The organism is Streptomyces sp. NPDC050842 (assembly GCF_044456565.1).
Classification (GTDB): Bacteria; Actinomycetota; Actinomycetes; order Streptomycetales; family Streptomycetaceae; genus Streptomyces.
The window spans coordinates 232,371-252,219 of the sequence record NZ_JBITGA010000009.1 but is presented as its reverse complement, the minus strand read 5'-3'; the positions used below and the strand labels follow the sequence as shown (position 1 = coordinate 252,219).

19 protein-coding genes are annotated in these 19,849 nt (G+C 73.6%); 17 read left to right on the top strand and 2 right to left on the bottom strand.

Features of this window, described 5'->3' with window-relative positions:
* Window positions 1–44 precede the first annotated feature (44 nt).
* The 14 genes from ACIBG6_RS29145 to ACIBG6_RS29080 all read left to right on the top strand — a co-directional run bounded on the left by ACIBG6_RS29145 (window position 45) and on the right by ACIBG6_RS29080 (window position 12,989).
* Complete coding sequence (locus tag ACIBG6_RS29145) at window positions 45–968, top strand: ABC transporter ATP-binding protein (protein ID WP_399225637.1); 924 nt, start codon at window positions 45–47, stop codon at window positions 966–968.
* Entirely contained in the window at window positions 965–2,020 is a 1,056-nt protein-coding gene (locus ACIBG6_RS29140) for an ABC transporter permease (protein WP_399225635.1), read from the top strand. The genes ACIBG6_RS29145 and ACIBG6_RS29140 overlap by 4 nt, the downstream gene beginning before the upstream one ends.
* Complete coding sequence (locus ACIBG6_RS29135) at window positions 2,017–3,441, top strand: YcaO-like family protein (RefSeq protein WP_399225634.1); 1,425 nt, start codon at window positions 2,017–2,019, stop codon at window positions 3,439–3,441. The genes ACIBG6_RS29140 and ACIBG6_RS29135 overlap by 4 nt, the downstream gene beginning before the upstream one ends.
* A 47-nt stretch (window positions 3,442–3,488) precedes the next feature.
* Window positions 3,489–4,148 (top strand): TOMM precursor leader peptide-binding protein, encoded by a 660-nt coding sequence (locus tag ACIBG6_RS29130; RefSeq protein WP_399225632.1) that lies wholly within the window; start codon window positions 3,489–3,491, stop codon window positions 4,146–4,148.
* A 100-nt stretch (window positions 4,149–4,248) separates the two neighbouring features.
* On the top strand, window positions 4,249–5,868 hold the full coding sequence (locus tag ACIBG6_RS29125) for a tpaE (protein ID WP_399225631.1): 1,620 nt from the start codon (window positions 4,249–4,251) through the stop codon (window positions 5,866–5,868).
* On the top strand, window positions 5,865–6,575 hold the full coding sequence (locus ACIBG6_RS29120) for a hypothetical protein (protein WP_399225629.1): 711 nt from the start codon (window positions 5,865–5,867) through the stop codon (window positions 6,573–6,575). Before ACIBG6_RS29125 ends, ACIBG6_RS29120 begins: the two co-directional genes overlap by 4 nt.
* Before the next feature lie 65 nt (window positions 6,576–6,640).
* Complete coding sequence (locus ACIBG6_RS29115) at window positions 6,641–6,805, top strand: thiocillin family RiPP (protein ID WP_107105427.1); 165 nt, start codon at window positions 6,641–6,643, stop codon at window positions 6,803–6,805.
* Between the two features lie 62 nt (window positions 6,806–6,867).
* Window positions 6,868–7,035 carry a thiocillin family RiPP gene (locus ACIBG6_RS29110; RefSeq protein WP_141302866.1) on the top strand — a complete coding sequence of 56 codons (168 nt, stop codon included), beginning with the start codon at window positions 6,868–6,870 and terminating at the stop codon, window positions 7,033–7,035.
* A 61-nt stretch (window positions 7,036–7,096) separates the two neighbouring features.
* The gene (locus ACIBG6_RS29105; RefSeq protein WP_260615470.1) at window positions 7,097–7,282 is read left to right on the top strand and encodes a thiocillin family RiPP; all 186 of its coding nucleotides are present in this window, start codon (window positions 7,097–7,099) and stop codon (window positions 7,280–7,282) included.
* Window positions 7,283–7,337: 55 nt separating this feature from the next.
* Window positions 7,338–7,517: a thiocillin family RiPP gene (locus ACIBG6_RS29100; RefSeq protein ID WP_055642953.1), complete on the top strand. Its 180-nt coding sequence runs from the start codon at window positions 7,338–7,340 to the stop codon at window positions 7,515–7,517.
* Between the two features lie 327 nt (window positions 7,518–7,844).
* The gene (locus ACIBG6_RS29095) at window positions 7,845–8,951 is read left to right on the top strand and encodes a PqqD family peptide modification chaperone (protein ID WP_399225628.1); all 1,107 of its coding nucleotides are present in this window, start codon (window positions 7,845–7,847) and stop codon (window positions 8,949–8,951) included.
* On the top strand, window positions 8,948–11,470 hold the full coding sequence (locus ACIBG6_RS29090; RefSeq protein WP_399225627.1) for a lantibiotic dehydratase: 2,523 nt from the start codon (window positions 8,948–8,950) through the stop codon (window positions 11,468–11,470). The genes ACIBG6_RS29095 and ACIBG6_RS29090 overlap by 4 nt, the downstream gene beginning before the upstream one ends.
* Window positions 11,467–12,342, top strand: coding sequence for a lantibiotic dehydratase C-terminal domain-containing protein (locus tag ACIBG6_RS29085; RefSeq protein WP_399225626.1), 876 nt, complete (start codon window positions 11,467–11,469; stop codon window positions 12,340–12,342). Before ACIBG6_RS29090 ends, ACIBG6_RS29085 begins: the two co-directional genes overlap by 4 nt.
* A gap of 11 nt (window positions 12,343–12,353) precedes the next feature.
* On the top strand, window positions 12,354–12,989 hold the full coding sequence (locus ACIBG6_RS29080) for a GPP34 family phosphoprotein (RefSeq protein WP_399225625.1): 636 nt from the start codon (window positions 12,354–12,356) through the stop codon (window positions 12,987–12,989).
* Window positions 12,990–13,025: 36 nt separating this feature from the next.
* Here the strand turns inward: ACIBG6_RS29080 and ACIBG6_RS29075 are convergent, their stop codons facing one another.
* The gene (locus tag ACIBG6_RS29075; RefSeq protein WP_399225624.1) at window positions 13,026–14,018 is read right to left on the bottom strand and encodes a helix-turn-helix transcriptional regulator; all 993 of its coding nucleotides are present in this window, start codon (window positions 14,016–14,018) and stop codon (window positions 13,026–13,028) included.
* 301 nt (window positions 14,019–14,319) lie between these two features.
* Here ACIBG6_RS29075 and ACIBG6_RS29070 point away from each other — a divergent pair, with 301 nt between their 5' ends.
* Entirely contained in the window at window positions 14,320–15,948 is a 1,629-nt protein-coding gene (locus ACIBG6_RS29070; protein ID WP_399225623.1) for a class I adenylate-forming enzyme family protein, read from the top strand.
* Here ACIBG6_RS29070 and ACIBG6_RS29065 read toward each other — a convergent pair.
* Window positions 15,935–17,206, bottom strand: coding sequence for a M6 family metalloprotease domain-containing protein (locus ACIBG6_RS29065; protein ID WP_399225622.1), 1,272 nt, complete (start codon window positions 17,204–17,206; stop codon window positions 15,935–15,937). The two genes, ACIBG6_RS29070 and ACIBG6_RS29065, sit on opposite strands and share 14 nt — an antisense overlap.
* 315 nt (window positions 17,207–17,521) lie before the next feature.
* Here ACIBG6_RS29065 and ACIBG6_RS29060 point away from each other — a divergent pair, with 315 nt between their 5' ends.
* Complete coding sequence (locus ACIBG6_RS29060) at window positions 17,522–18,202, top strand: TetR/AcrR family transcriptional regulator (RefSeq protein ID WP_399225621.1); 681 nt, start codon at window positions 17,522–17,524, stop codon at window positions 18,200–18,202.
* A 79-nt stretch (window positions 18,203–18,281) separates the two neighbouring features.
* Entirely contained in the window at window positions 18,282–19,817 is a 1,536-nt protein-coding gene (locus ACIBG6_RS29055; RefSeq protein ID WP_399225620.1) for an MFS transporter, read from the top strand.
* Window positions 19,818–19,849 lie beyond the last annotated feature (32 nt).

Here is a 19,849-nt window from a genome sequence, read left to right as displayed (position 1 = left end):
TCCGGGGAAGTTCGGAAAGCGTTCTCGAAGTCGTCGACCTACGGGTGAGATACGCGGACATCGAGGCGGTGGCGGGGATTTCCTTCTCCGTCGCTCCGGGGGAGATCTTCGGTCTCCTCGGTCGTAACGGAGCCGGCAAGACCAGCACCATCTCGGCCATCGCGGGACTGCGCAGGCCCGATGCGGGTCAGGTCCGCATCCTCGGTGAGGACGCGCTCGCACGGACCGACATCCTGCGCGCCTCCCTCGCCCTCCAGCCCCAACAGGCCAGCCTCTTCCCGAGGCTGAAGGTGCGGGAGACCCTGGAGACCTGGGCCGCGCTGTACCCGGCGCCCCGGGACGTGGACGCCCTGCTCGACGAGATCGGCCTGGCCGAGAAGGCAGGGGCACGCTCCGCCCGGCTCTCCGGCGGTCAGCAGCAGAGGCTGCTGCTCGCCACGGCGCTGGTCGGCGACACTCCCGTCGTCGTCCTCGACGAACCCACCACCGGCCTCGACCCGCACGCCCGGCACGCCGTCTGGGACCTGATCCGCAGGGCCCAGGCCGGCGGCACCACCTTCCTGCTCACGACCCACGCCATGGCCGAGGCCGAGGAGATGTGCGACCGGCTCGCCGTCATGCACGAAGGACGGATGGTCGCGGCCGGCTCCCCGGCGGAGCTGATCGCCCGGCACGCACCGGGCGGCGTCGTCTCCGTACGGACCGGACGGGCCGATCTCGCCGACCGGGTGCGCGCACGTCACGGAGACGCCGTGACAGCTGTCGAGTCGGCCGGTCGCTCGGGCCGTACGCGGTTCGAGGTGACGGCGGACGATCCGCACGCCACCGCCGCGTGGATCACCGGGCTCGACTCCGCGGCCGACGTCCGGCCGCGCCCCGCGACCTTGGAGGACGTGTTCCTCCGCCTCACCGGCACCTCGCTGGAACCGGCATCGGAGCCGGCATCGGAACAGGAGGAGAAGCGATGACCCACATCGGCCTCGGCGCACCACCCGTGTCGACGACGCGCCAGTGGAAGGCGCTCTCCCGGGCCATGACCAGACAGCTCCTGCGCGATCCCGCGGCGCTCTTCTTCACCGTGGTCTTCCCGCTGCTGATGGCGGTGTTCTTCGTCGTCCTCATGCAACTCACCTGGGTACGGGGGCCGTTCGACCTCGCCGTCGTCGGCCCCGCCACCCAGGCGACCGCCCTCCAGGAGGCGCTCGGCGGCGGCAGCACCGCCGTCGCCGTCGCCGAAGCCGGCCCACAGCCGGGCAAGGCGGCGGTCATCGTCCCCGACGCGGCCTCCCGCACCCTGCGGATGGCCGTCGACCCGGACCAGCCCTCGGTGGTCGCCGCCGTGCGCGCCGCGCTGGACGACACCGGCTGGCAGGGCTGGGAGGTCACGGCCGTCGGCAGCGACGGATCCGCGCTCTTCGACCCCATGGCCTTCGTGATCCCCGGCGTCCTCGCCTTCGCGCTGCTGTCGCTCGCCCTGACCGGTACCGCCTCCGCCCTCGTCTCGATGCGGGCCAGCGGCACCCTGCGGCTGCTGTCGACGACACCGGCCCGGCGGTCCGCCGTCCTGCTCTCGCTCCTCCCGGGCCGAGCCCTGCTGGCACTCGCCGTGCTGGCCCTGATGGGAACGGGCGCCGTCGTCGGCGGACTCCTGGAGCCGGCCTCGATGCTGCGGCTGCTGCTGACCACGGCCATCGGCCTGGTCATGCTGCTCGCCCTGGGCTACCTGCTCGGCGGACTGCTCTCCTCACCCGAGGTGACCAACGCGATCTCCGGGCTGCTCACCCCGGTGCTGCTGATGAGCACCGGACTGCTGTTCCCCCTCGAACTCCTCCCCGACTCGGTGGCCGGGCCGCTCTCCTGGACCCCGCTGGCGATGTTCGGAGACGCCCTGCGCCACGACGTGGTCGGCGGGATCACCCGCCACGCCCTGTGGCTCGACTGGACAGTGATGGCGGCGACGGCCGCGGGGCTCACGGCCCTCGCGGCACGGACGTTCCGCTGGGACACGGAGCGTGGATGATGACGCCGTACACGATGACCGGGACCAAGGCCGGGGCCGCGGCCGCCGCGAGCGGTGACAGCGCCGGGCCGGAGCATCCCCCGATACCCGACTCGCTCCTCCGCATCGGTCGACTGGCCTCCTCCTACGGCCTGGTGAACCGGGTGACCCGGCTCCCCGTCGCCGAGGGCGAACCCGACTTCCCGATCTTCACGGCCTCGCTCGGCAACCCCGGCGAAGTGCTCAGCGAGCAGACCGGCTGGGAGCACAACCCCAGCTCCGGGAACTTCGACGGAGCCGGCGGTGACCTCGATCCGGAGCGCGCCGCGCACCTCGCGGTCGCCGAATCGCTGGAACGGTACTCCTCCTGTGCCCGGGACCCCGAGCAGATCGTGTGGGCGACCGCCGCCGAACTCGGCGAGGACGCCATCCCCAGCGACCGCTGGCCCCGGTGCTCGCCGGCCGAACTGGCCGACCCCCGGAGCGGTCTCGTCCCCACCGACCCCGACGGTCCGATGCGCTGGGTCCGCGGCTGGTCCTTCACCCGCAACCGCCCGGTGTACGTGCCGGCCATGCAGGTCTGGCTGAAGAACCCGGTGGAGTCCCGGGCGGAGCGCTACGTCCACCCGGTCTCGACCGGCTGCGCCGCGCACTCCGATCCGGCCGCCGCCGTCGTCAACGGCATCCTGGAGATCGTCGAACGCGACGCCATCGCCCTGACCTGGCTCCAGCGGCTGCGGCTTCCCCGGCTGGAGTTCGACCCGGCCGAACTGGCCCCGGAGTTCCGGGCCTTCGTGGAGCGGGGCAGCAGCGAACGGCTGCGGACCCGGCTCTACGACGCGACGACCGACCTCGGCATCCCGGTGATCTACGGGGTGCAGCTCGCCGACGACGACCGGGTCATCGCCCAGCTCGTCGCGGCGACCGCGGAACTGGACCCCGGCAAGGGGATCGCCAAGCTCTACCGCGAGGCGTCCTCCCTCCGGATCGCGCTCCGCCACATGGCGCGGGCCGCCGAGAAGGACTCCACGGCGCCCGCGGCGGAGGAGGACATCGTCAGCGTCGTCGACGGCGCCCTGCTGTCCGGCCCGCTGTCCCAGCGGCACCGCTTCGACTTCCTGCTGGAGGGCGAACGCCCGGTGCACGGGCTGCGCGACCTTCCCCGGGCCCCGTCCGAGGAGCCGCTGCCGGCCCTGGCCTGGCTGCTGGACCGCCTGCACACCGCGGGCTGCGAGGTCGTCGCCGTCGACCTCACCACCGACGAGGCCGAGCAGGTCGGAGCCACCGTCGTACGGATGCTCGTTCCCCAGCTCATGCCGCTGTCCTTCGTGCACAGGGCCCGCTACCTGGCGCACCCCCGGCTCTACGCGGCACCCGCCGCCATGGGCCACCCGGTACGGGGCGAGGCCGACATCAACCCGCACCCCCAGCCCTTCGCCTGATACCCGACCGTTCCACCCGCCGTGAACGTCCGACGAGGAGTCCGAAGATGACCGATCCGCGCCTGCTGATCCTCGCCGCGGGAGCGTTCGGCGCGGCCGTCGCCGAAGGGCTGGCCGCACGCCACGCCGGGTCGACCGTGCTCGACGTGAACCAGGGCACCCACCCCAGCCTGTGGCCCGACAGCGATCTGATCGTGCTGGCCACGGGAGAGGGCCGGGAGGTGCTGGCCGACATGGTGGACGCCAGCGCCCACGCCTGGAAGCGGCCCTGGTTCCCCGTCCAGGCGGGCCCCCTCGACCTGCGGTGCGGACCGGTGGTCGTCCCCGGCCGCACCGCGTGCCACCGCTGCTACACCCGCCGCCGCGCACAGCACACCGCCCCGACGGCGGACCGGACCCGGGGCGACGGGACCACCGCGCCGCCGGTCTCCGGACACGCCCCGCACCACGTCGCCATCGCCGTGGGCCTCGCGGACCAGGCGGTGCGCGAGGCCCTGGCCGAACCCGGCGAGCCGGGCGCGGCGGAGGGCATCGGCGCCACCGTGCGGATCTTCGGGGTCGTGGAGGGCGCCACGTCCACCTCGGCGGTCGTGGCCGTCGACCGGTGCGGCCGCTGCCGGCCCGCCCGCACGCCCGAGAGCCGCCTGGAGCGGTTCGAGGCGATCGCGGCGGAGCTCGCGGCCCTCCCGGGCCTCCCGGGCCGGTGACCCCGATCCCCGTGCCCGAACCCGTACCGCATCCCGTACGTCCCGCCCACCTCGTACGTCCCGCGCACCTCGTACGTCCCGAACCGGAAAGGAGGCCTCGATGCCGGACCACTCTGTGATCACCGCCGAAGCCATGGCCTCGGCCGCCCTGAACGACCCGCAGTTCCACGTCCCGGCGCGGCCCAGGCTCCGGCGCGGGCTCTCCCTGCACCACACGTCCGAGGCCCTCGTCGTCGAAGGCACCCCCAAGAAGCAGCTGCTGCGCGGCGCCGCCGCCCGGGAACTGCTGCCCCGGCTGCTCCCGCTGCTCGACGGCAGCCGCGGCCACGAAGACGTCGCCGAGGCCCTGGGAATCCCGGCCGGCACCGTCTTCAAGGCCCTCTCCCTCCTCTGGACCTGCGGCCTGATCGAGGAGGCCGCGTCCCCGGCGGCGGCCTCCCGGGCGGCGGCGGTGCCCGAGGACCTCGCCGACTTCCTCTCCCGCATCGGCGACTCCACCGGGGCCAACCACGCCTGGGAGGAGGCCCTGGACCGGCTGGCCCGGGCCCGGGTCGAGGTGTTCGGCACCGGCCCCCTGGCCGCCGCCACCCGCCGCCACCTCGCCGACTCCCTCGTGGACACCCGCACAGGCGGCAGTACCGCGCCGGCACCCGGCACCACCTTCGCGGTCGCCGCCGGACCGGACCCGGCCGCCTCCGCGGCGCTCGCCGCCTCCTGCGCCCGGGCCGGCGTACCGCTGATCCGTCTCGCGCTCACCGGTCGCACCGCCCACCTCGGCCCGTACGTCGACCTCGCCTTCACGCCCTGTCTCGCCTGCCGCACCGCGGAGGACCCGGCGGACGACCGGCCCCCGCTGCCCGGTGACGCCGAACTGGCCGCCGCGCTCTTCGTCCGGGACCTGTTCGCGCTGCTCTCACGGAGCACGCCCAGCCCCCTGCCGTCCCAGTGGCGCACCGTCGACCTGGCGGACCTCTCCCAGCAGCGCCGCTCGGCCGCCACCCGGCCCGGCTGCCCCCACTGCTCGGCGGCACCGGGCGACCCGGTCGCCCCGCCGCTCGCCGCGCGCTACGAGGCGGCGATCGCCTTCCCGCCCCGGGAGTACGCCGACGGCAAGGCCCACCAGGCCCACTACAAGCCCTCGAACATCGCCTTGCAGAACGACGAGAAGACCTGGCCCGTCGCGGCGGCCGTGCCCCTCCCGGCACCCCCGCTGGAGTCCCTGCGCTCCCCGGCGCCCGCCGTCCTCGACGACCGGACCGCCGCACTGCTCCTCGCCGTCACCGCGGGCCGCAGGGCCCTGCTGCCCGGCCGCGTGCAGCGGTGGACGGCGAGCGGCGGCAACATCGGCTCCGTCGTCGCCCACCTCGTGGTCCGCGACGTCCCCGGCCTCGATCCCGGCGTCTACGGCTACGTGGCGTCCGAGCACCGGCTGGCCAGACTCGCCGCCGACCCCCGTGCCGTCTCCGGCGAGGCACCGCTGACGGTCGTCCTCACCGGCGACTTCACCAAGGTCGCCAAGAAGTACGCGGCGTTCGCCCTGCGGATCGTCCTGCTCGACGCCGGCTGCGCCACCGCCACGCTCCGCGCCGCGGCGACCGCGCTGGACCTGCCGTTCGCGATCCGCACCCGCTGGGACGACCTCGCGGTCGCCGCGGCCCTGGGGATCGACCCCGACCTGGAACCGGTCACCACCCTCGTCGACCTGGGAGGAGCCCCGTGAGCGCCCCGCACGAACTGGCCATGGACATGCTGGCGTCCTTCCGCGAGCAGCCCGGCGCCGCCGGGACCACGGCACTCGCCGAACGCCGGCCGCACGCACCGGACCCGGCGGCGCTCGGACCGGCCGTGACGGTCGCCCCGTACACGCACCGGAGCGTGCCCCACGACCTCCTGACCACCCTGGAGAACCGGCGCTCGCTGCGCGGCTTCTCCCCGGAGCCCCTGCCCGCCGGACTGCTGGCCGGCATCATGACCCGAGCCCTGCAGGACGACGAGAACGACGAGGCCGAGACGGACTGCCCGCTCGAACTCACCGTCGTCGCCCACCGGTTGACCGGTGTCACCCCCGCCGTCCACCGCTTCGACGCCGAGGCGTCCACCTTCACCCCGGTGATGGAACTCCCCACCGGAGCGGCCCGCTACGGACTGACGCTGCAGCCGGAGTTCTCCGACGCCGCCGCGATCGTCTCGATCGGAGTGCCGCTGGATGCCGCGGCCCACCGCCACGGCGGGCACGGCTACCGGCTGCTGCTCACCCGCGCCGGCTCCGCCGCGTACGCGATGTGGCTGGACGGCGTCGCCCACGGCCTGGTCGGCAGTGTCTTCGCCGGCTTCATCCCGGCGGCCGTCCGCGGCCCGCTGCTCAGCGACGGAACGAGCCGCCAGCAGATCTTCGCGCTGGCCCTGGGCCTGCCGCCGGCCCCCTGAGACTTCCCGCCCCGACCGGGTGCGGGAGCACCACCCACCGCACGACACCTGAGGAGGTGCCTCGCATGGAGGACATCGAGCTGTACGCCGTCGACGCCGAGGAACTGGCGATCGAGGAGCTGCCCGAGGGCAACGCCCTCGCGAGCTGGGCGTCCGCCGGATCCGCCTCGACCGCGTCCTGCCCGGCGACGTCCGCGTCGTCCGTCAGCAGCGCGTCCACCTACGGGTGATCCGCAGCCCCCGGCCGGCCCGTCCGGCCGTCCGCACCGCACACCGGAAGGAGGTGAACACCATGGAGAACAACCTCGAGCTCTACGTCATCGACGGTGACGAGCTGGCGATCGAGGAGCTTCCGGAGGGCAACGCCCTCGGCTGCTTCTTCTGCGCCGGATCCGCTTCGACCGCGTCCTGCCCCGGTACGTCCGCGGCCACCGCGTCGTCCGCGTCGACGATCGGCTGACCCGGTCGCCACGCACCAGCCCCACGCACCAGCCCCACGCAGAGCAGAAAGGATTCCTCGAATGCAGGACTTCGACGACCTCGAACTGGACCTGTCCGCCGACGAGCTGGCCTCGGACGCGCTCGGTCTCGAGCCCCTGAAGGAGGGCGTCGCCCTCGGCACCTGGGCGACCGCCGGCACCGCCTCGACGGCCTCGTGCCCGACGAGCACCGCCTCCTCCTCCGCGAGCGCCTCCAGCTTCGGCTGAGTCCGTCCGCGGAGCCACCGGCACCACCACACCCACCCGAAAGGAAGCGAACGCCATGAACGAGAACCTCGACAACGAGCTCGAGCTGTGGTCCGAGTCCCTCGACCTGGAGGTCCTCCAGGACGCCGTCAGCCCCGGTTTCACCACCGCGTTCTGCGGCGCCTGCGCCGGCTCGGCCAGCTGCCCCGTCGGCTGTGTCGGCTCGATGAGCAGCGTCTCCAGCCAGGGCGGCTGATCAGCCGCTCGGATCCCTGGGCTCCGGGGTGGTCCTAGTACCCCGGGGCCCAGGGCCCCTGGGGCCTGTCCGGCGGATCATGGCCGGGGCCGCGGGGTCTGGCACGGCACCTCGCCGCGTTGCCGAAACGCCCACATAGCTCCGCTATGAGGACGCTCCGGCGCCTTGCGATGCACCGCGCCAGACCCCGCGACCTATCCGACCCTGATCCGCCGGACAGGCCCCACCCGGTCCGCTTTTCCCGGACCGGACTGAACCACCAGATTAGAGCCAGGCGGCCCGGCACGGTAGCGGACCGGCCGCCGCTGCGGAGGGAGGAACCGCGCCGTGGACACGTGCACCGCACCCAAGCTCCGGGAGGATCTGGAGATCATCCGGGGGATGGACGACCACCCCCTGATGTTCGATCCGAAGGGCGGGACCTACCACCGGCTGACCAAGTCGGCGGCCGCGCTGCTCCGCCAGTTCGACGGAGCCCACTCGCTGGACGAGCTCTCGGCCCTCATGGCCGAGCGCCGGGGCGTACCCGCCGAAGGCGTGCGCGGAGAGCTCGCCGCCTTCGTCGACGAACTGGGCCGCAGCGGCCTCCTCGTCGGCACCGAAGCCGAGCGGGCGCCCAAGAAGCGCGCCGGCGGCCGCTTCGGCACCACCATGCTCATGCCCCGCTTCGTCATCACCCGCTCGCTCCCGACGGTCCTGGAACCGGTGGCCCGGCTGCTGCGCCCCGTGCCGGCCTGGCTGTCGGTCGGCGTCTTCGCCGGCGGCGGCGTCCTCGGCATCCTGCTCGGCCTCTACGCGGTCCTGACCTCGGCCCCGCCGGCCAAGGACCTGCTGGGCACGGGCACCCTCGTCGCCATCGCGCTGATGTTCCTCCAGATCCTGGTGCACGAGAGCGCGCACGCCGTGGTCTGCCAGGTGCTCAAGGTGCCCGTGCGGGGCCTCGGAGTGGCGCTGCTCTTCTACTTCATGCCGCTCGCCTACGTCGACCGCACCGACGCCTACCGCGTCCGCTCCCGAGGCGGCCGGGTCCTGCTCGCCCTCGCGGGCCCGCTCAGCGACGGCTGGTTCACCGGCGCCGCCGCCCTGCTCGTGCTCACCACGGACGGACCGGCCGCGCAGGTGGCCGGGGCGCTGCTGATCTTCCAGATGCTCAACCTGGTCACCAACATCAACCCGATGCTCCCGAGCGACGGTTACGCGGCGCTGGAAGCCGGCTTCGGCCTCGTCGACGCGCGGGGCCGCGCCTTCACCCTGCTGAAGCACCGCCTCCTCGGCCGCCCGCTGCCGGGCTTCCTGGAGCGGATGCCGGCCCGCAGCCGCCGGCTGCACGTCACGTACGGCATCGTGTGCTGCGTCTACACCGTGGCGCTCGGCTACTTCGTCGTCCAGTCGCTGATCTGGTCGTTCGAGCTGGTCGGACGGTCGCTGCCGTGACCGCCCCCGAGATCTCCGGACCGCTCCTGACCCGGGTGGGCGGTCTGCCCACCGAGGCCCTGGACCTCACCGGGTCCGCCACGCGACGGGCCATCGCGGAGGCCGCCGACGCCCACGCGGAACTGGAGCGCAGGCGGCCCGCCGTGGAGGACGCCTGCTTCCCGCTGGTGCCCCTCCTGGACGACGAAGTGCCGCTGCGCCGCCAGGTGCTGGCCGCCAAGCGGGCCGCGCACCGGCTGCGGGCCCTGCCGTGGGGCGAGGAACTGCCGCCTCGCATCGCCGAGTTGGCCGGGCCCGAGGCGACCGCCGGATTCCACGGCTGGCAGACGGCCGTACGGCTGCGTGACGAGGCCGCCCGGCGGCTCGACGTCCTGCTGGCCGAGGACCGTGCGGCGGCCCCGGCGGCACTCGCCGGCCACCTCGCCGATACGGGTTTCGCCCGGGCCGCGGCGCTGGCCGCGCCCGACTGGCTGCGGCACGGCCGCCCGCGCCGCCGCCCCGCCGAGACCCGCAACCTGCGCACGCTCTACTCCTATGTGTCCCGGGCCGCCGTGAAGACCAGCCCGTTCTCCACGCTGACCACTGTCGGAGAGGGCGGCTCGACCGGCGCCGCCGAGGCCGAGGCCCCCGCCGCCCACGCCGACGCGTCCGCCGCCCACGCCGACGCGTCCGCCGTCCACACCGCCGCCCCCGCCGCCCACAGCTACGCCGCCACCGCCCTCGCCCAGCTGGCCCTGCGCTGCCTGGCGCGCGAGGCCGGTACCGCCGGTCTGCTGCGCTACCGGCTCGCGCCGCTCCGGCCCGGTGGTCCCGACGCCCCCGGCGGCCTCGTCCTGCTGCCCGAACCCGTCGCCGACGGCGGTCTGGCCTGGCGGCTCGACCGGGTGGTGGAGGCCGACCACGCGGCGCCCTGGCTGTCGGGCTTCGCGCCCGACGTCGAACACTCCCTGGACGGGCTGCTGTCCGGGCTCGGCGGCCCAGACCCCTTCCGCCGCTTCCGGCGCCTGCTCGACACCGGGCTGATCGCACCCGTACCGCCGTGGCGGCGCGGCGGCGACCCGATGGGCGCCGTGGCGGAGCTGCTCGCGGGACACCCCGAGGACGGGATCGCGGGCGAGGTGCGGGAGGTGAGGGACTCGGCCGCCGCCCTCTCCGCCGCCGGCGAGGACGAACGGACCGAGACGCTCACCCGGGCCCGCCGCACCGCCGGTCGCTGGGCCCGACGGGCCGGTCTCGACCGGTTCGCGTCGGGGGAGGTGCTGTACGAGGACGTCGCGAGCGACCTCGCCCTGCCCCGGGTCCTCGACGTGCCGGAGGTCCGCGCCGACCTGACCGAACTGGGACGCCGCATGCGGCCGTTCGTCTTCCGCTCCCACCTCTACGACGTGCTCGTGGACCGCTTCACGGCCGAGTACGGGCCGGGCGGGACCTGCACCGACGTGCTCGGGTTCCTCATGCGCGTCGCCGTCGACGGTGACGCGCAGCCCGACCTCGACCAGGCCTCCGTCGCCGACCGTGCCGAGCGGGAGACCGCGGGGGCGCGGGCCTGGCTGCCGGTCGGGCCGAGCAGCGCGCCGCCCGCCGCGGCGGTGCTGTTCCAGCTCGCCGCGACCGGCCCGCAGGCCGTGAGCGGCGGCGACTACCGGCTGGTGGTCAACCAGTTCAACCCCGGTACGGGCGGGCTCGTGACCCGCTTCGGGCCGCTGCTCGGCGAAGGCTTCCGCGACCGGCTGCGCGAGCACGTCCGGGCCTGCTGGCCCGGCCGGACCTGCCGGGAACTCGTCCTGTGGACGGAGATCAACACGGCCCAGTCGCGGTCGGCCGGCCTGCTGCCGCCCCTGCTGCTGCCCGGCGAGATCCCGGCCGCCGACGGCCTCGACCTGACCGACACCGTCCTCACGCACGACCCCGGCGACGGCACCCTCGCGCTGCGCGACCGCGCGGGCGACCCGGTCGGCCTCGCCTACCTCGGTCTTGTCCCGCCGCACCTCTTCCCGCCGTTCGCCCGGCTGCTCGCCGTGCTCGCCGACCCGTGGGTCAACGGCTCGCCGCACTCGGACTACGTCCTGCCGTTCGGACTCCAGGAGCAGCGCACCGACGAGGTCGTGCCGACGCCGCGGACCGGCTTCGGCCGCGTCACCGTCTCCCGCGCCTCGTGGGTCGTCCCGGCGGCCGAACTGCCCGTGCCGAGGCCGGGCGAGAGCGACGCCGAGACCGCGCTGCGCGCCGAGGCGTTCCGGCGGGCGCACGGCCTGCCGGAGGAGGTCTTCTGCCACCGGCTGACCGGCTTCGGGCCGGGCGAGCAGGGCACGGACCGCAAGCCCCTGTGGGTCTCGCTGACCTCGCCGCTCTCGCTGTCCGTGCTCGCCCAGTGGGCCGGCCCGGCCACCGGCCACCTGCGCCTGGTCGAGGCGCTGCCGGCCAGGTCCGCGCATCCGCTGCGGGACGCGGCGGGCGGCACGCGGGCCGCCGAGCACATCGCGCTGCTGCGTTGGCGGCGACCGGAGGAGGAAGCATGAGCATGGCGGTTCCCCAGCGGGACTGGTGGTACGTACGGGTCTACCCGGGTGGTCCCCGGATGATGGACGCCGCGGTCCGCACCCTCGTGCCATGGCTGGCCGCACAGGCCGGGAGGCTGGACAGCGAGGAGTGGTTCTTCATCCGGTACTGGGACGCCACCGGCCACCACCTGCGGCTGCGGCTGCGCGCCGGGGCCGACGCGGTGGACGCGCTGGACGCCGTCGCCCGAGAGGAGCTCACCGGTCTGCTGGGCACGCTGGAGGAGCGGCCCGAGGACTCCGTCGGCCTGCTGCCCGGCGCCCTGCCGCCCGGCTCGACGGCCCGTGGCGTCACCCCCGCGCTGTACGCACCGGAGTCGGCCAAGTACGGCGGCCCGGAGGGTGTCGCCGTCGCCGAGCGCATCTTCCACCTGGACAGCGCGTTCTGCGCCGGGCTCGACCTCGCCGCCCTGCCCCGGCGCTTCGAACGGGCCGCGCACGCCGTCTACTTCGCCCGGGCGCTCACCGCGCGGGTGCTGACCGAGGAGGAGCGGGACGTCTTCTGGGTCCGCCATCGCACCCGGTGGGGCTGGCAACTGCGCCTGGCCGCCGGCGGGGAGCAGCTCAGGCCCCTGCTCGGGGGTGTCTCGGCCGGGGTCCGGGAGCAGGGCGTGCCCGCGCCCGGTGCGCGCCAGCGCATCGACGCGCACGCCGACGCGCTGGCCGGACTCCTCCTGCGGGCCCCCGGCTCCCGGGACCATCAGGTGCTCCACCACCTGCACATGGTGATGAACCGGCTGGGCTTCCCGCCCGGCGAGGAAGCGGCGCTCGGCATGCTGGCAGGGCAGACTGCCAGGAAACCGGCGGTTGTTGCCGGTGCGGTGCCCGGATGAGAGGAACACCTGTGACACCTGTGACGACCCTGGCGGGCGACATGATCCTGCTCGCCTTCGACGCGGAGGGCGGCAGGCTTCCGGTCCGGCAGTCCTTGGCTCCGGCGGTGCGCGGTGCGCTGCTCGCCGAACTGCTCGACGGCGGCGCCCTGACGGACGAGGCGGGGACGGCCGGGGCCGTGGGCGAGGCTCCGCAGGACGCCGCGCTCAAGGAGGTGTGGCAGCGGATCGCGGCGGAACCCGGCAGGAAGTGGCTGCACTGGGTCCGCAAGGACGGTCGTGCGTCGATCCACGAGGTGCTGCGGGGCCTGGAGAAGGACGGCCTCCTCGAGCGGAGCACCGGCCGGGTCTTCGGCGTCTTCCCGCTGAACCGGGCCGGCCTCACTCCGTCCGGTCTCACCGCCGCCGGGCAGGTGCGCGCCGCGGTGGCCGCCGCGGTCGAGGACCCGGCGGCCCCCGCCGCCGGCGGCCGCGCCGCGCTCCTCGCCGGACTCGCCCATGCGGGCGGCCAGTTGGGCACGGTCCTGGCCGCCGACCGGCGCCGCGCACTCAAGGACCGGCTGGCGGCCCTGTCCGACGGCGCCGCCCCGGTGTCGGCCGCGGTACGCCGGGCCGTCCAGGACCTCCAGGGCGCGGCCGTCTCGTAAGAGCCGCTCCACGGGTGGGCGGGCCGCGAACGGCCCTCAGATCCAGCCGCGTTCGCGCGCCAGCAGGGCGGCGTGCGGGCGGCTGGACGCGCCCAGGACGCGCAGGAGGTCGGCCACGTGCCGCCGGTAGGTCCGTACCGACATGCCCAGGTCCCGGGCGCCGATCTCGTCCTTGCCGACGTGGCACATGGACTTCAGGACCTGCAGCTCCGTCTCGGCGAGCCCGCCCGGGCAGTCCTGGTCGTCCGCGATGATCGTCGACAGGTCCGTGGCCTGGCACCAGATCTTCTCGAAGAGGGCGAGGATGCCGGCGACGAGGCCGGTCTCCTGGGCCACCAGGGCGCCCCGCGAGGTGTCCTCGGGATCGATCGGGACCAGGGCGGTGCGCCGGTCGTAGACGAGGACGCGCTCCGAGAGGTCGTCCGCCACCCGGATCTCCGCTCCCTTCGCGGTGAGTTCCCGCAGGTAGCCGACGGTCAGTGGGTCGTCGAGGGCCTCCTGGAGGACGACGCTGCGGATCCGGACGCCCCGGCTCAGGCAGCGCAGGTCCAGCGGGCGCGAGTGCGCGATGTTCTCGGGCGTCAGCACCGTGTACGGCTCGACGGACAGGATCTCCTCGCGGGCGAAGAAGGCGAGGTCGTCGATCCGGCTGCGGATCTGCGCCACGTTCTCCATGCGCTCGACGGACTGCGGCGAGGCAAGCGCCGGACTCTGTTCGTCCCGCAGGTCGGCGACCAGGTGCCGGCATCGGGTGACCTCCTGGAGCTCCTGGTGCAGTTCGCGCAGCCGCAGCTCGGTGAGCCGGTCCACGACGATCGCCGGATCGGTCGGGCACACGGTCTGCCGGTCGGTCCCGTACAGCAGGCCGAGTTCGCGCAGCCGGTCCTGGGCGGTGGTCACGGCCTCGCGGTCGGCCCGTAGCAGGAGGTGGATGTCTCCGTCCGTGGTGTCGGGATTCCGCAGGAAGTGTCGGTAGATGCTCTCCTCCAGTGGGGAGAGTCCCAATACGCGCATGCCTGTTACTGCCATGTACGAGCCCCCCGAGCTCTGCTTGCACACCGGCGTCACGTAGCGTCGCTCCGCTGGTCAGGCGGCTGTGGCTACGCGTCCGGATGGTGGGATGGAGAGTAATGCCGGAGTAAACGGACGCCTACCGCAGCGATCATGATGTGACGGGTGTCACGTTGCGGAGAGTGTGGAAGGTGTCGTCGGGATGAGCGGCGTGTAGTCGGCGCGCTGCTCCGGCGCCGCCCGCTGCTCGTGGGTTGACCCCCGTACCGGGGGCGCATAGCGTCGCCGGGCCGGGGTAAGCAAGCGCTCAGGAGGTCTCGTGGTGGTGTCGGGTGGGGTGGAGCGGCTGACCGTCGACGGGGCGCCCTTCGCCGTCGAGGACGGGGTGTACGTGAGCGGGCCGCGGACTCTGCGGGAGTTCGTGGAGGTCGTCTGGGCCTATGGGGACCGGGTGTTCCTCGTGTCCGAGGCCGGACGGACGACCTATCGGGAGTTCTTCGACGCCGCCTGCGGGCTCGCCCGGCGGTTCGTCGGGGAGTACGGGCTGCGCCCCGGGGACCGGGCCGTCGTCGCCATGCGGAACCTTCCCGAGTGGCAGGTCGCCTTCTGGGCCGCCCAGCTCGCCGGGCTCGTCGCCGTACCCCTCAACGCCTGGTGGACCGAGGACGAGTTCACGTACGCCCTGGACGACTGCGCGCCCGCGGTGTTGCTCGTCGACGGGGAGCGCGTCGAGCGGGTGCGGGCCTGGGCGCGGGAGAACCGTGTGCCGGGGATCGTCTTCCAGGGGGAGGCGGAGGAGGGGTTCGTCGCGTACGTCGCCGACCTCGACCCCTATCTCGGGCCGCCGGCCGTCGACGTCCTGCCCGAGCACGACGCCACCGTCATCTACACCTCCGGCACCACCGGCCGGCCCAAGGGCGCCGTCGCCACGCACCTCGCGCAGGCGGGGGCCGCCATGAATCCCCGGTACTTCGCCGCCGCTGCCGCCCTCGCCCGGGGAGAGGTGCCCGGGACCGGGCCCGCGCCCGTCTCGCTGACGACCTTTCCCTTCTTCCACGTCGCCGCGTTCACCTCGTTCTATGCCGTCATGGCGGCCGGCGGGACGCTGGTGATGATGCGGAAGTGGGATGCCGGGCAGGCGCTCGAGCTGATCCGGGAGCATGGCGTCACCCACTACGCCGGGGTGCCCACCACCGCCCTCCAGCTCCTCGATGCCGCCCGCGCCGAGAAGGACGGGCTGGAGAGCCTCGTGCTGCTCAGTACCGGCGGCGCCGCCGCCCCGCCCGGGATCGTCGCCGGGATCACCGCCGCGTACGGTGAGCGCGTCGAGCCCCGCAACGGCTACGGGCTGACCGAGACCTGCGGCGGCGTCCTGTCGAACGTCGGGGCCGAGTACCGCGCCCATCCCGGGAGCGTCGGCCGCCCCTCGCCCGCCACCGAGGTGCGGATCGACCGGCCCGACGAGGACGGTGTGGGGGAGCTGTGGCTGCGGGGGCAGTCGCTTGTCCGTGGGTACTGGGGGAACGAGGACGCCACCCGGGCCGCGTTCACCGGGGACGGGTGGTTCCGGACCGGTGACCTCGCCCGCGTGGACGAGGAGGGGCGCGTCAGTGTCGTCGACCGGCTCACGGACATGGTGATCCGCGGCGGCGAGAACGTGTACTGCGTCGAGGTCGAGGGCGTGCTGCATGAGCATCCGGACGTCCTCGACGCCGCCGTTCTCGGCGTTCCGCATCCCGTGCTCGGCGAGGAGGTCGTGGCCGTCGTGCGGCTGCGGGACGGGGCGGCCGTCGACACCGCCGCCGAGCGGCTGCGGGCGCACGTCGGCGCGCGCCTCGCCGCCTTCAAGGTGCCCGCCCGGGTCCTCGTACGGGAGGAAGAGCTGCCGCGGAATCCGACCGGGAAGCTGCTCAAGCGGGAGCTGAAGGACGCCTTCAGCGGCGGGTGACGCGGATGCGGTACGCGCCGCCCTCGTCCTCGCCGAGGACGCTGATCCGAATGCCCCCGGCCCGGTCCGTGAACGTCTCGCCCGGGCGGTACGGGGCGTCCGACAGCTCCGCGTGGACGTTCGGGCGCCGCGTGCAGCCGCCGCTGGAGCGGTCGCTGTCGGAGACGGTCACCGGGCCGTGGCCGGTGTCGACGTCGGACTCGACCCGGTAGACGAGCACGCCCTGCTCGCAGACCGCCTCGTCGTTGCCCTCCTTGCTGCGCACCTCGATCGCGTACCCCGAGGTGCCGGAGAGCGGGACGAAGGCGAGCTTGGGGCCGCCGGGGACGGCCAGCGGGGTGAGGGTGTAGTCGGTGGAGCCGGGGCCGGACGCGCAGTTGATCTGGTCGTTGTCGAGCCAGCCCAGCTTCCACTTGTGCCAGCCGAGCAGGTCGTTGTTGGCCCCCCAGTCCTCCGACATGATGTCCCAGTGGCCGACGGTGCCGCCGCCGTCCGCGGTGTAGAGGTCGGGCAGGCCGAAGACGTGGCCGTTCTCGTGGGGCAGCACCCGGTAGCCGGTCTCCGCGAAGCTGCCGGAGCCGTCGTCCTGACGGCTGTAGACGAAGGACGTGTTGGCGAGCGGCACGCCGTCGGCGTACGGGGCGTCGTCGTTGCCGGAGAAGGTCACGGACAGGACGGTGTCGAGGGCGGAGGGCCCGGCGTTCGGCGTGACGAGGACGTTGACCAGGTCGTACGCGCTGAAGTCCACCTTCGCGTCGGCGGCCTTCACGATGTCCTCGACGAGGGAGCGGTAGCCCGGCTCGTACGGTGAGCCGCGCTCGATCCCGTACGCGGAGAACGGCCGGGGCATCCGCAGCCAGTCGGTCATCGGGACCTCGGCCTGGTACGTCAGGCGCCCGTACGAGCTGGTGTGGAACCAGTCGGAGGTCTGCGGGAAGAACTCGCGGAAACGGCTCATCGCGGTGCCCTCCCCGACGGCGTCCGTGAAGTCGACCATCAGCGTGAGGGCCTTGATGCGGCCCGTGGAGCGGACGTATCCGGGGGCGGTGGGCAGCCCCTCCGACATCTGCACGCCCAGCGTGGTGGCGATCCGGCACGGCCCGAGCTGCGCGCCGCTCGGCGCGGCGGCCACGGGGCCGGCCGAGGCCGGGGCGGGGTCGGGGAGCGTCGTGCTCGCGGAGGCGAGCAGCGCGAGGGAGAGGGCCGTGGTCGCTGCCAGGGCGACGGGCCTGCGTATCCGTCGGCGGGGGTGCTGCATACGGACGCCTCTCCGGTGGGGGCAGGTCTGTGGCACGGATCTCCTGCGCGGGGAGACGTCCGGGGAGACGTCCGGGGAGACGGACGGAGATCCGTGTCGTGCGATCAGCCTGTGGCGAGTGGGTCGGAGGCGCGCGCCGGGTGGACCGATCGTGTGGGGATCCCCTACGGCGTGTCGGCTGTGACTCACGTCACATCGCGAAGGGGAAATAACCGGGGACCGCGTCCCCGTTTAACCCTGTGTTCCGCGAAGTGGGGAGTCCGTCCCCGGATGTCGATGCGGATGACCGATGACTGTTGTCGAGGAGGTTGTGGCGTGACCCGTACCCCCGTGGCCGGCGCCCCGGACACCGCGCCCGTCCGCCGCGTACCCCGCCCGCGCGCGGACGCCCTGCGCAACCGCGAGCGGATCGTGACGGCGGCCCGCGAGATGTTCGTCGAGTTCGGCCCCCAGGTGCCGTACGACGAGGTGGCGCGCCGCGCCGGCGTCGGGAACGCCACGCTCTACCGCAACTTCCCCGAGCGCACCGACCTCGTCCGCGAGGTCGTCCTCTCCCTCATGGCCCGCGTCACCGAGCTCGCCGAGCGCGCCGCCGAGGAGGAGACCGACACCTTCGCCGCCCTCCGTCGCTTCACCCACGCCGCCGCCGACGAACGCATCGGCGCCCTGTGCCCGATGCTCGACGGGGCCTTCGACAACGACCACCCCGATCTGACCGTCGAGCGCGAGCGCCTGGAGGAGGCCGTCCAGGGCCTCGTCGAGCGGGCGCAGCGCGCCGGCCGACTCCGCTCCGACGTCGGCGTCGGGGACCTGATGGTGGCGGTCTCACAGCTGACCCGCCCGCTGCCGGGCACGCCCTGCGCGAACTTCGACCAGTTCGTCCACCGTCACCTGCAGCTGTTCCTCGACGGCCTGGAGGCGCCCGCGCGCTCCGAGCTGCCCGGGACGGCCGCGACCCTGGAGGACCTGAGACGCGACTCCTGCCGGCGGTCGTGACGACTTCTTAGCGAAGCGCTTCCCCCTTACGTCTTTTACGCCCTTTTTCACCTGTACGCGCCAAGAGGTGGCTACCCCCATGTCCAAAATCCCCGAGAGCCCCGCGAGCCAGGCCGAGGTCGACCCCGGCCGCTGGAAAGCACTCGTCTTCATCGCCCTCGCCCAGCTGATGGTCGTGCTCGACGCGACGATCGTGAACATCGCGCTGCCCTCCGCCCAGCAGGACCTCGGGATCTCGGACGGCAACCGGCAGTGGGTCATCACCGCCTACGCCCTCGCCTTCGGCGGTCTCCTCCTCTTCGGCGGCCGCATCGCCGACCTGTGGGGCCGCAAGCGGACCTTCGTCGTCGGACTGATCGGCTTCGCCGCCGCCTCCGCCCTCGGCGGGGCCGCGAACGGCGAGGCCATGATGCTCGGTGCCCGCGCGCTCCAGGGCGCCTTCGGCGCGCTCCTCGCGCCCGCCGCGCTCTCGCTGCTCGCCGTGACCTTCACCGACGCCAAGGAGCGCGCGAAGGCCTTCGGCATCTACGGCGCGATCGCCGGTGGCGGCGGCGCCGTGGGCCTGATCCTCGGCGGTTTCCTCACCGAGTACCTGAACTGGCGCTGGACGTTCTTCGTCAACATCCCGTTCGCGATCGTCGCCGCCGTCGGCGCGTACTTCGTGATCCGTGAGCCCGCGGGCGGCCGCAACCGCTCCTCGCTCGACATCCCCGGCGTGATCCTCTCCACCCTGGGTCTGGTCGCGCTCGTCTACGGCTTCACGCGCGCCGAGTCCGAGGGCTGGAGCGACGCCGGCACGATCGGCCTCTTCGTCGGCTCCGCCGTCCTGCTCGCGGTGTTCGTGTTCACCGAGTCGCGGGTCAAGTCGCCGCTCCTGCCGCTGCGCGTCCTCACCGACCGCAACCGCGGCGGCGTCTACCTGTCGCTGGGTCTCGCCGTCATCGCGATGTTCGGCCTCTTCCTCTTCCTGACGTACTACCTCCAGATCGTGAAGGGCTACTCGCCCGTCATGACGGGCTTCGCGTTCCTGCCCATGATCGTGGGCATGATCGTCGGTTCGACGCAGATCGGTACGCGGCTGATGACCCGGGTCCCGCCGCGGCTGCTCATGGCCCCGGGCTTCCTCACCGCCGCCGCCGGCATGCTGCTCCTCACGCAGCTGGAGGTCGGCACCTCGTACGCCGGTCTGATCCTGCCCGCGCAGCTGCTGCTCGGTCTGGGCATGGGTACGGCGTTCATGCCGGCCATGTCGCTCGCGACGTTCGGCGTGGACCCGCGGGACGCCGGTGTGGCCTCCGCGATGGTCAACACCTCGCAGCAGGTCGGCGGTGCCATCGGTACGGCCCTGCTGAACACGATCGCTGCCTCGGCGACCACCGCCTACCTGGCCGACCACGCGGCCGGCGCGACCACCCCGGCCGCGCAGAAGCTGGTCCAGCTCCAGGGCATGGTCGAGGGTTACGCCGCGGCCATCTGGTGGGCCGTCGGCATCCTGGTCGTCTCGGCCACGATCGCCTTCGTGCTGATCAACACCGGGAAGCCGGAGATGGGGGTCGTCGCCGGGTCCGGAGCGGGCGCGGACGACGAGGTGAAGGTGCCCGTCATCGCCCACTGACCCCTCGGTGGATTCCGGACCTGCCCTGGCCC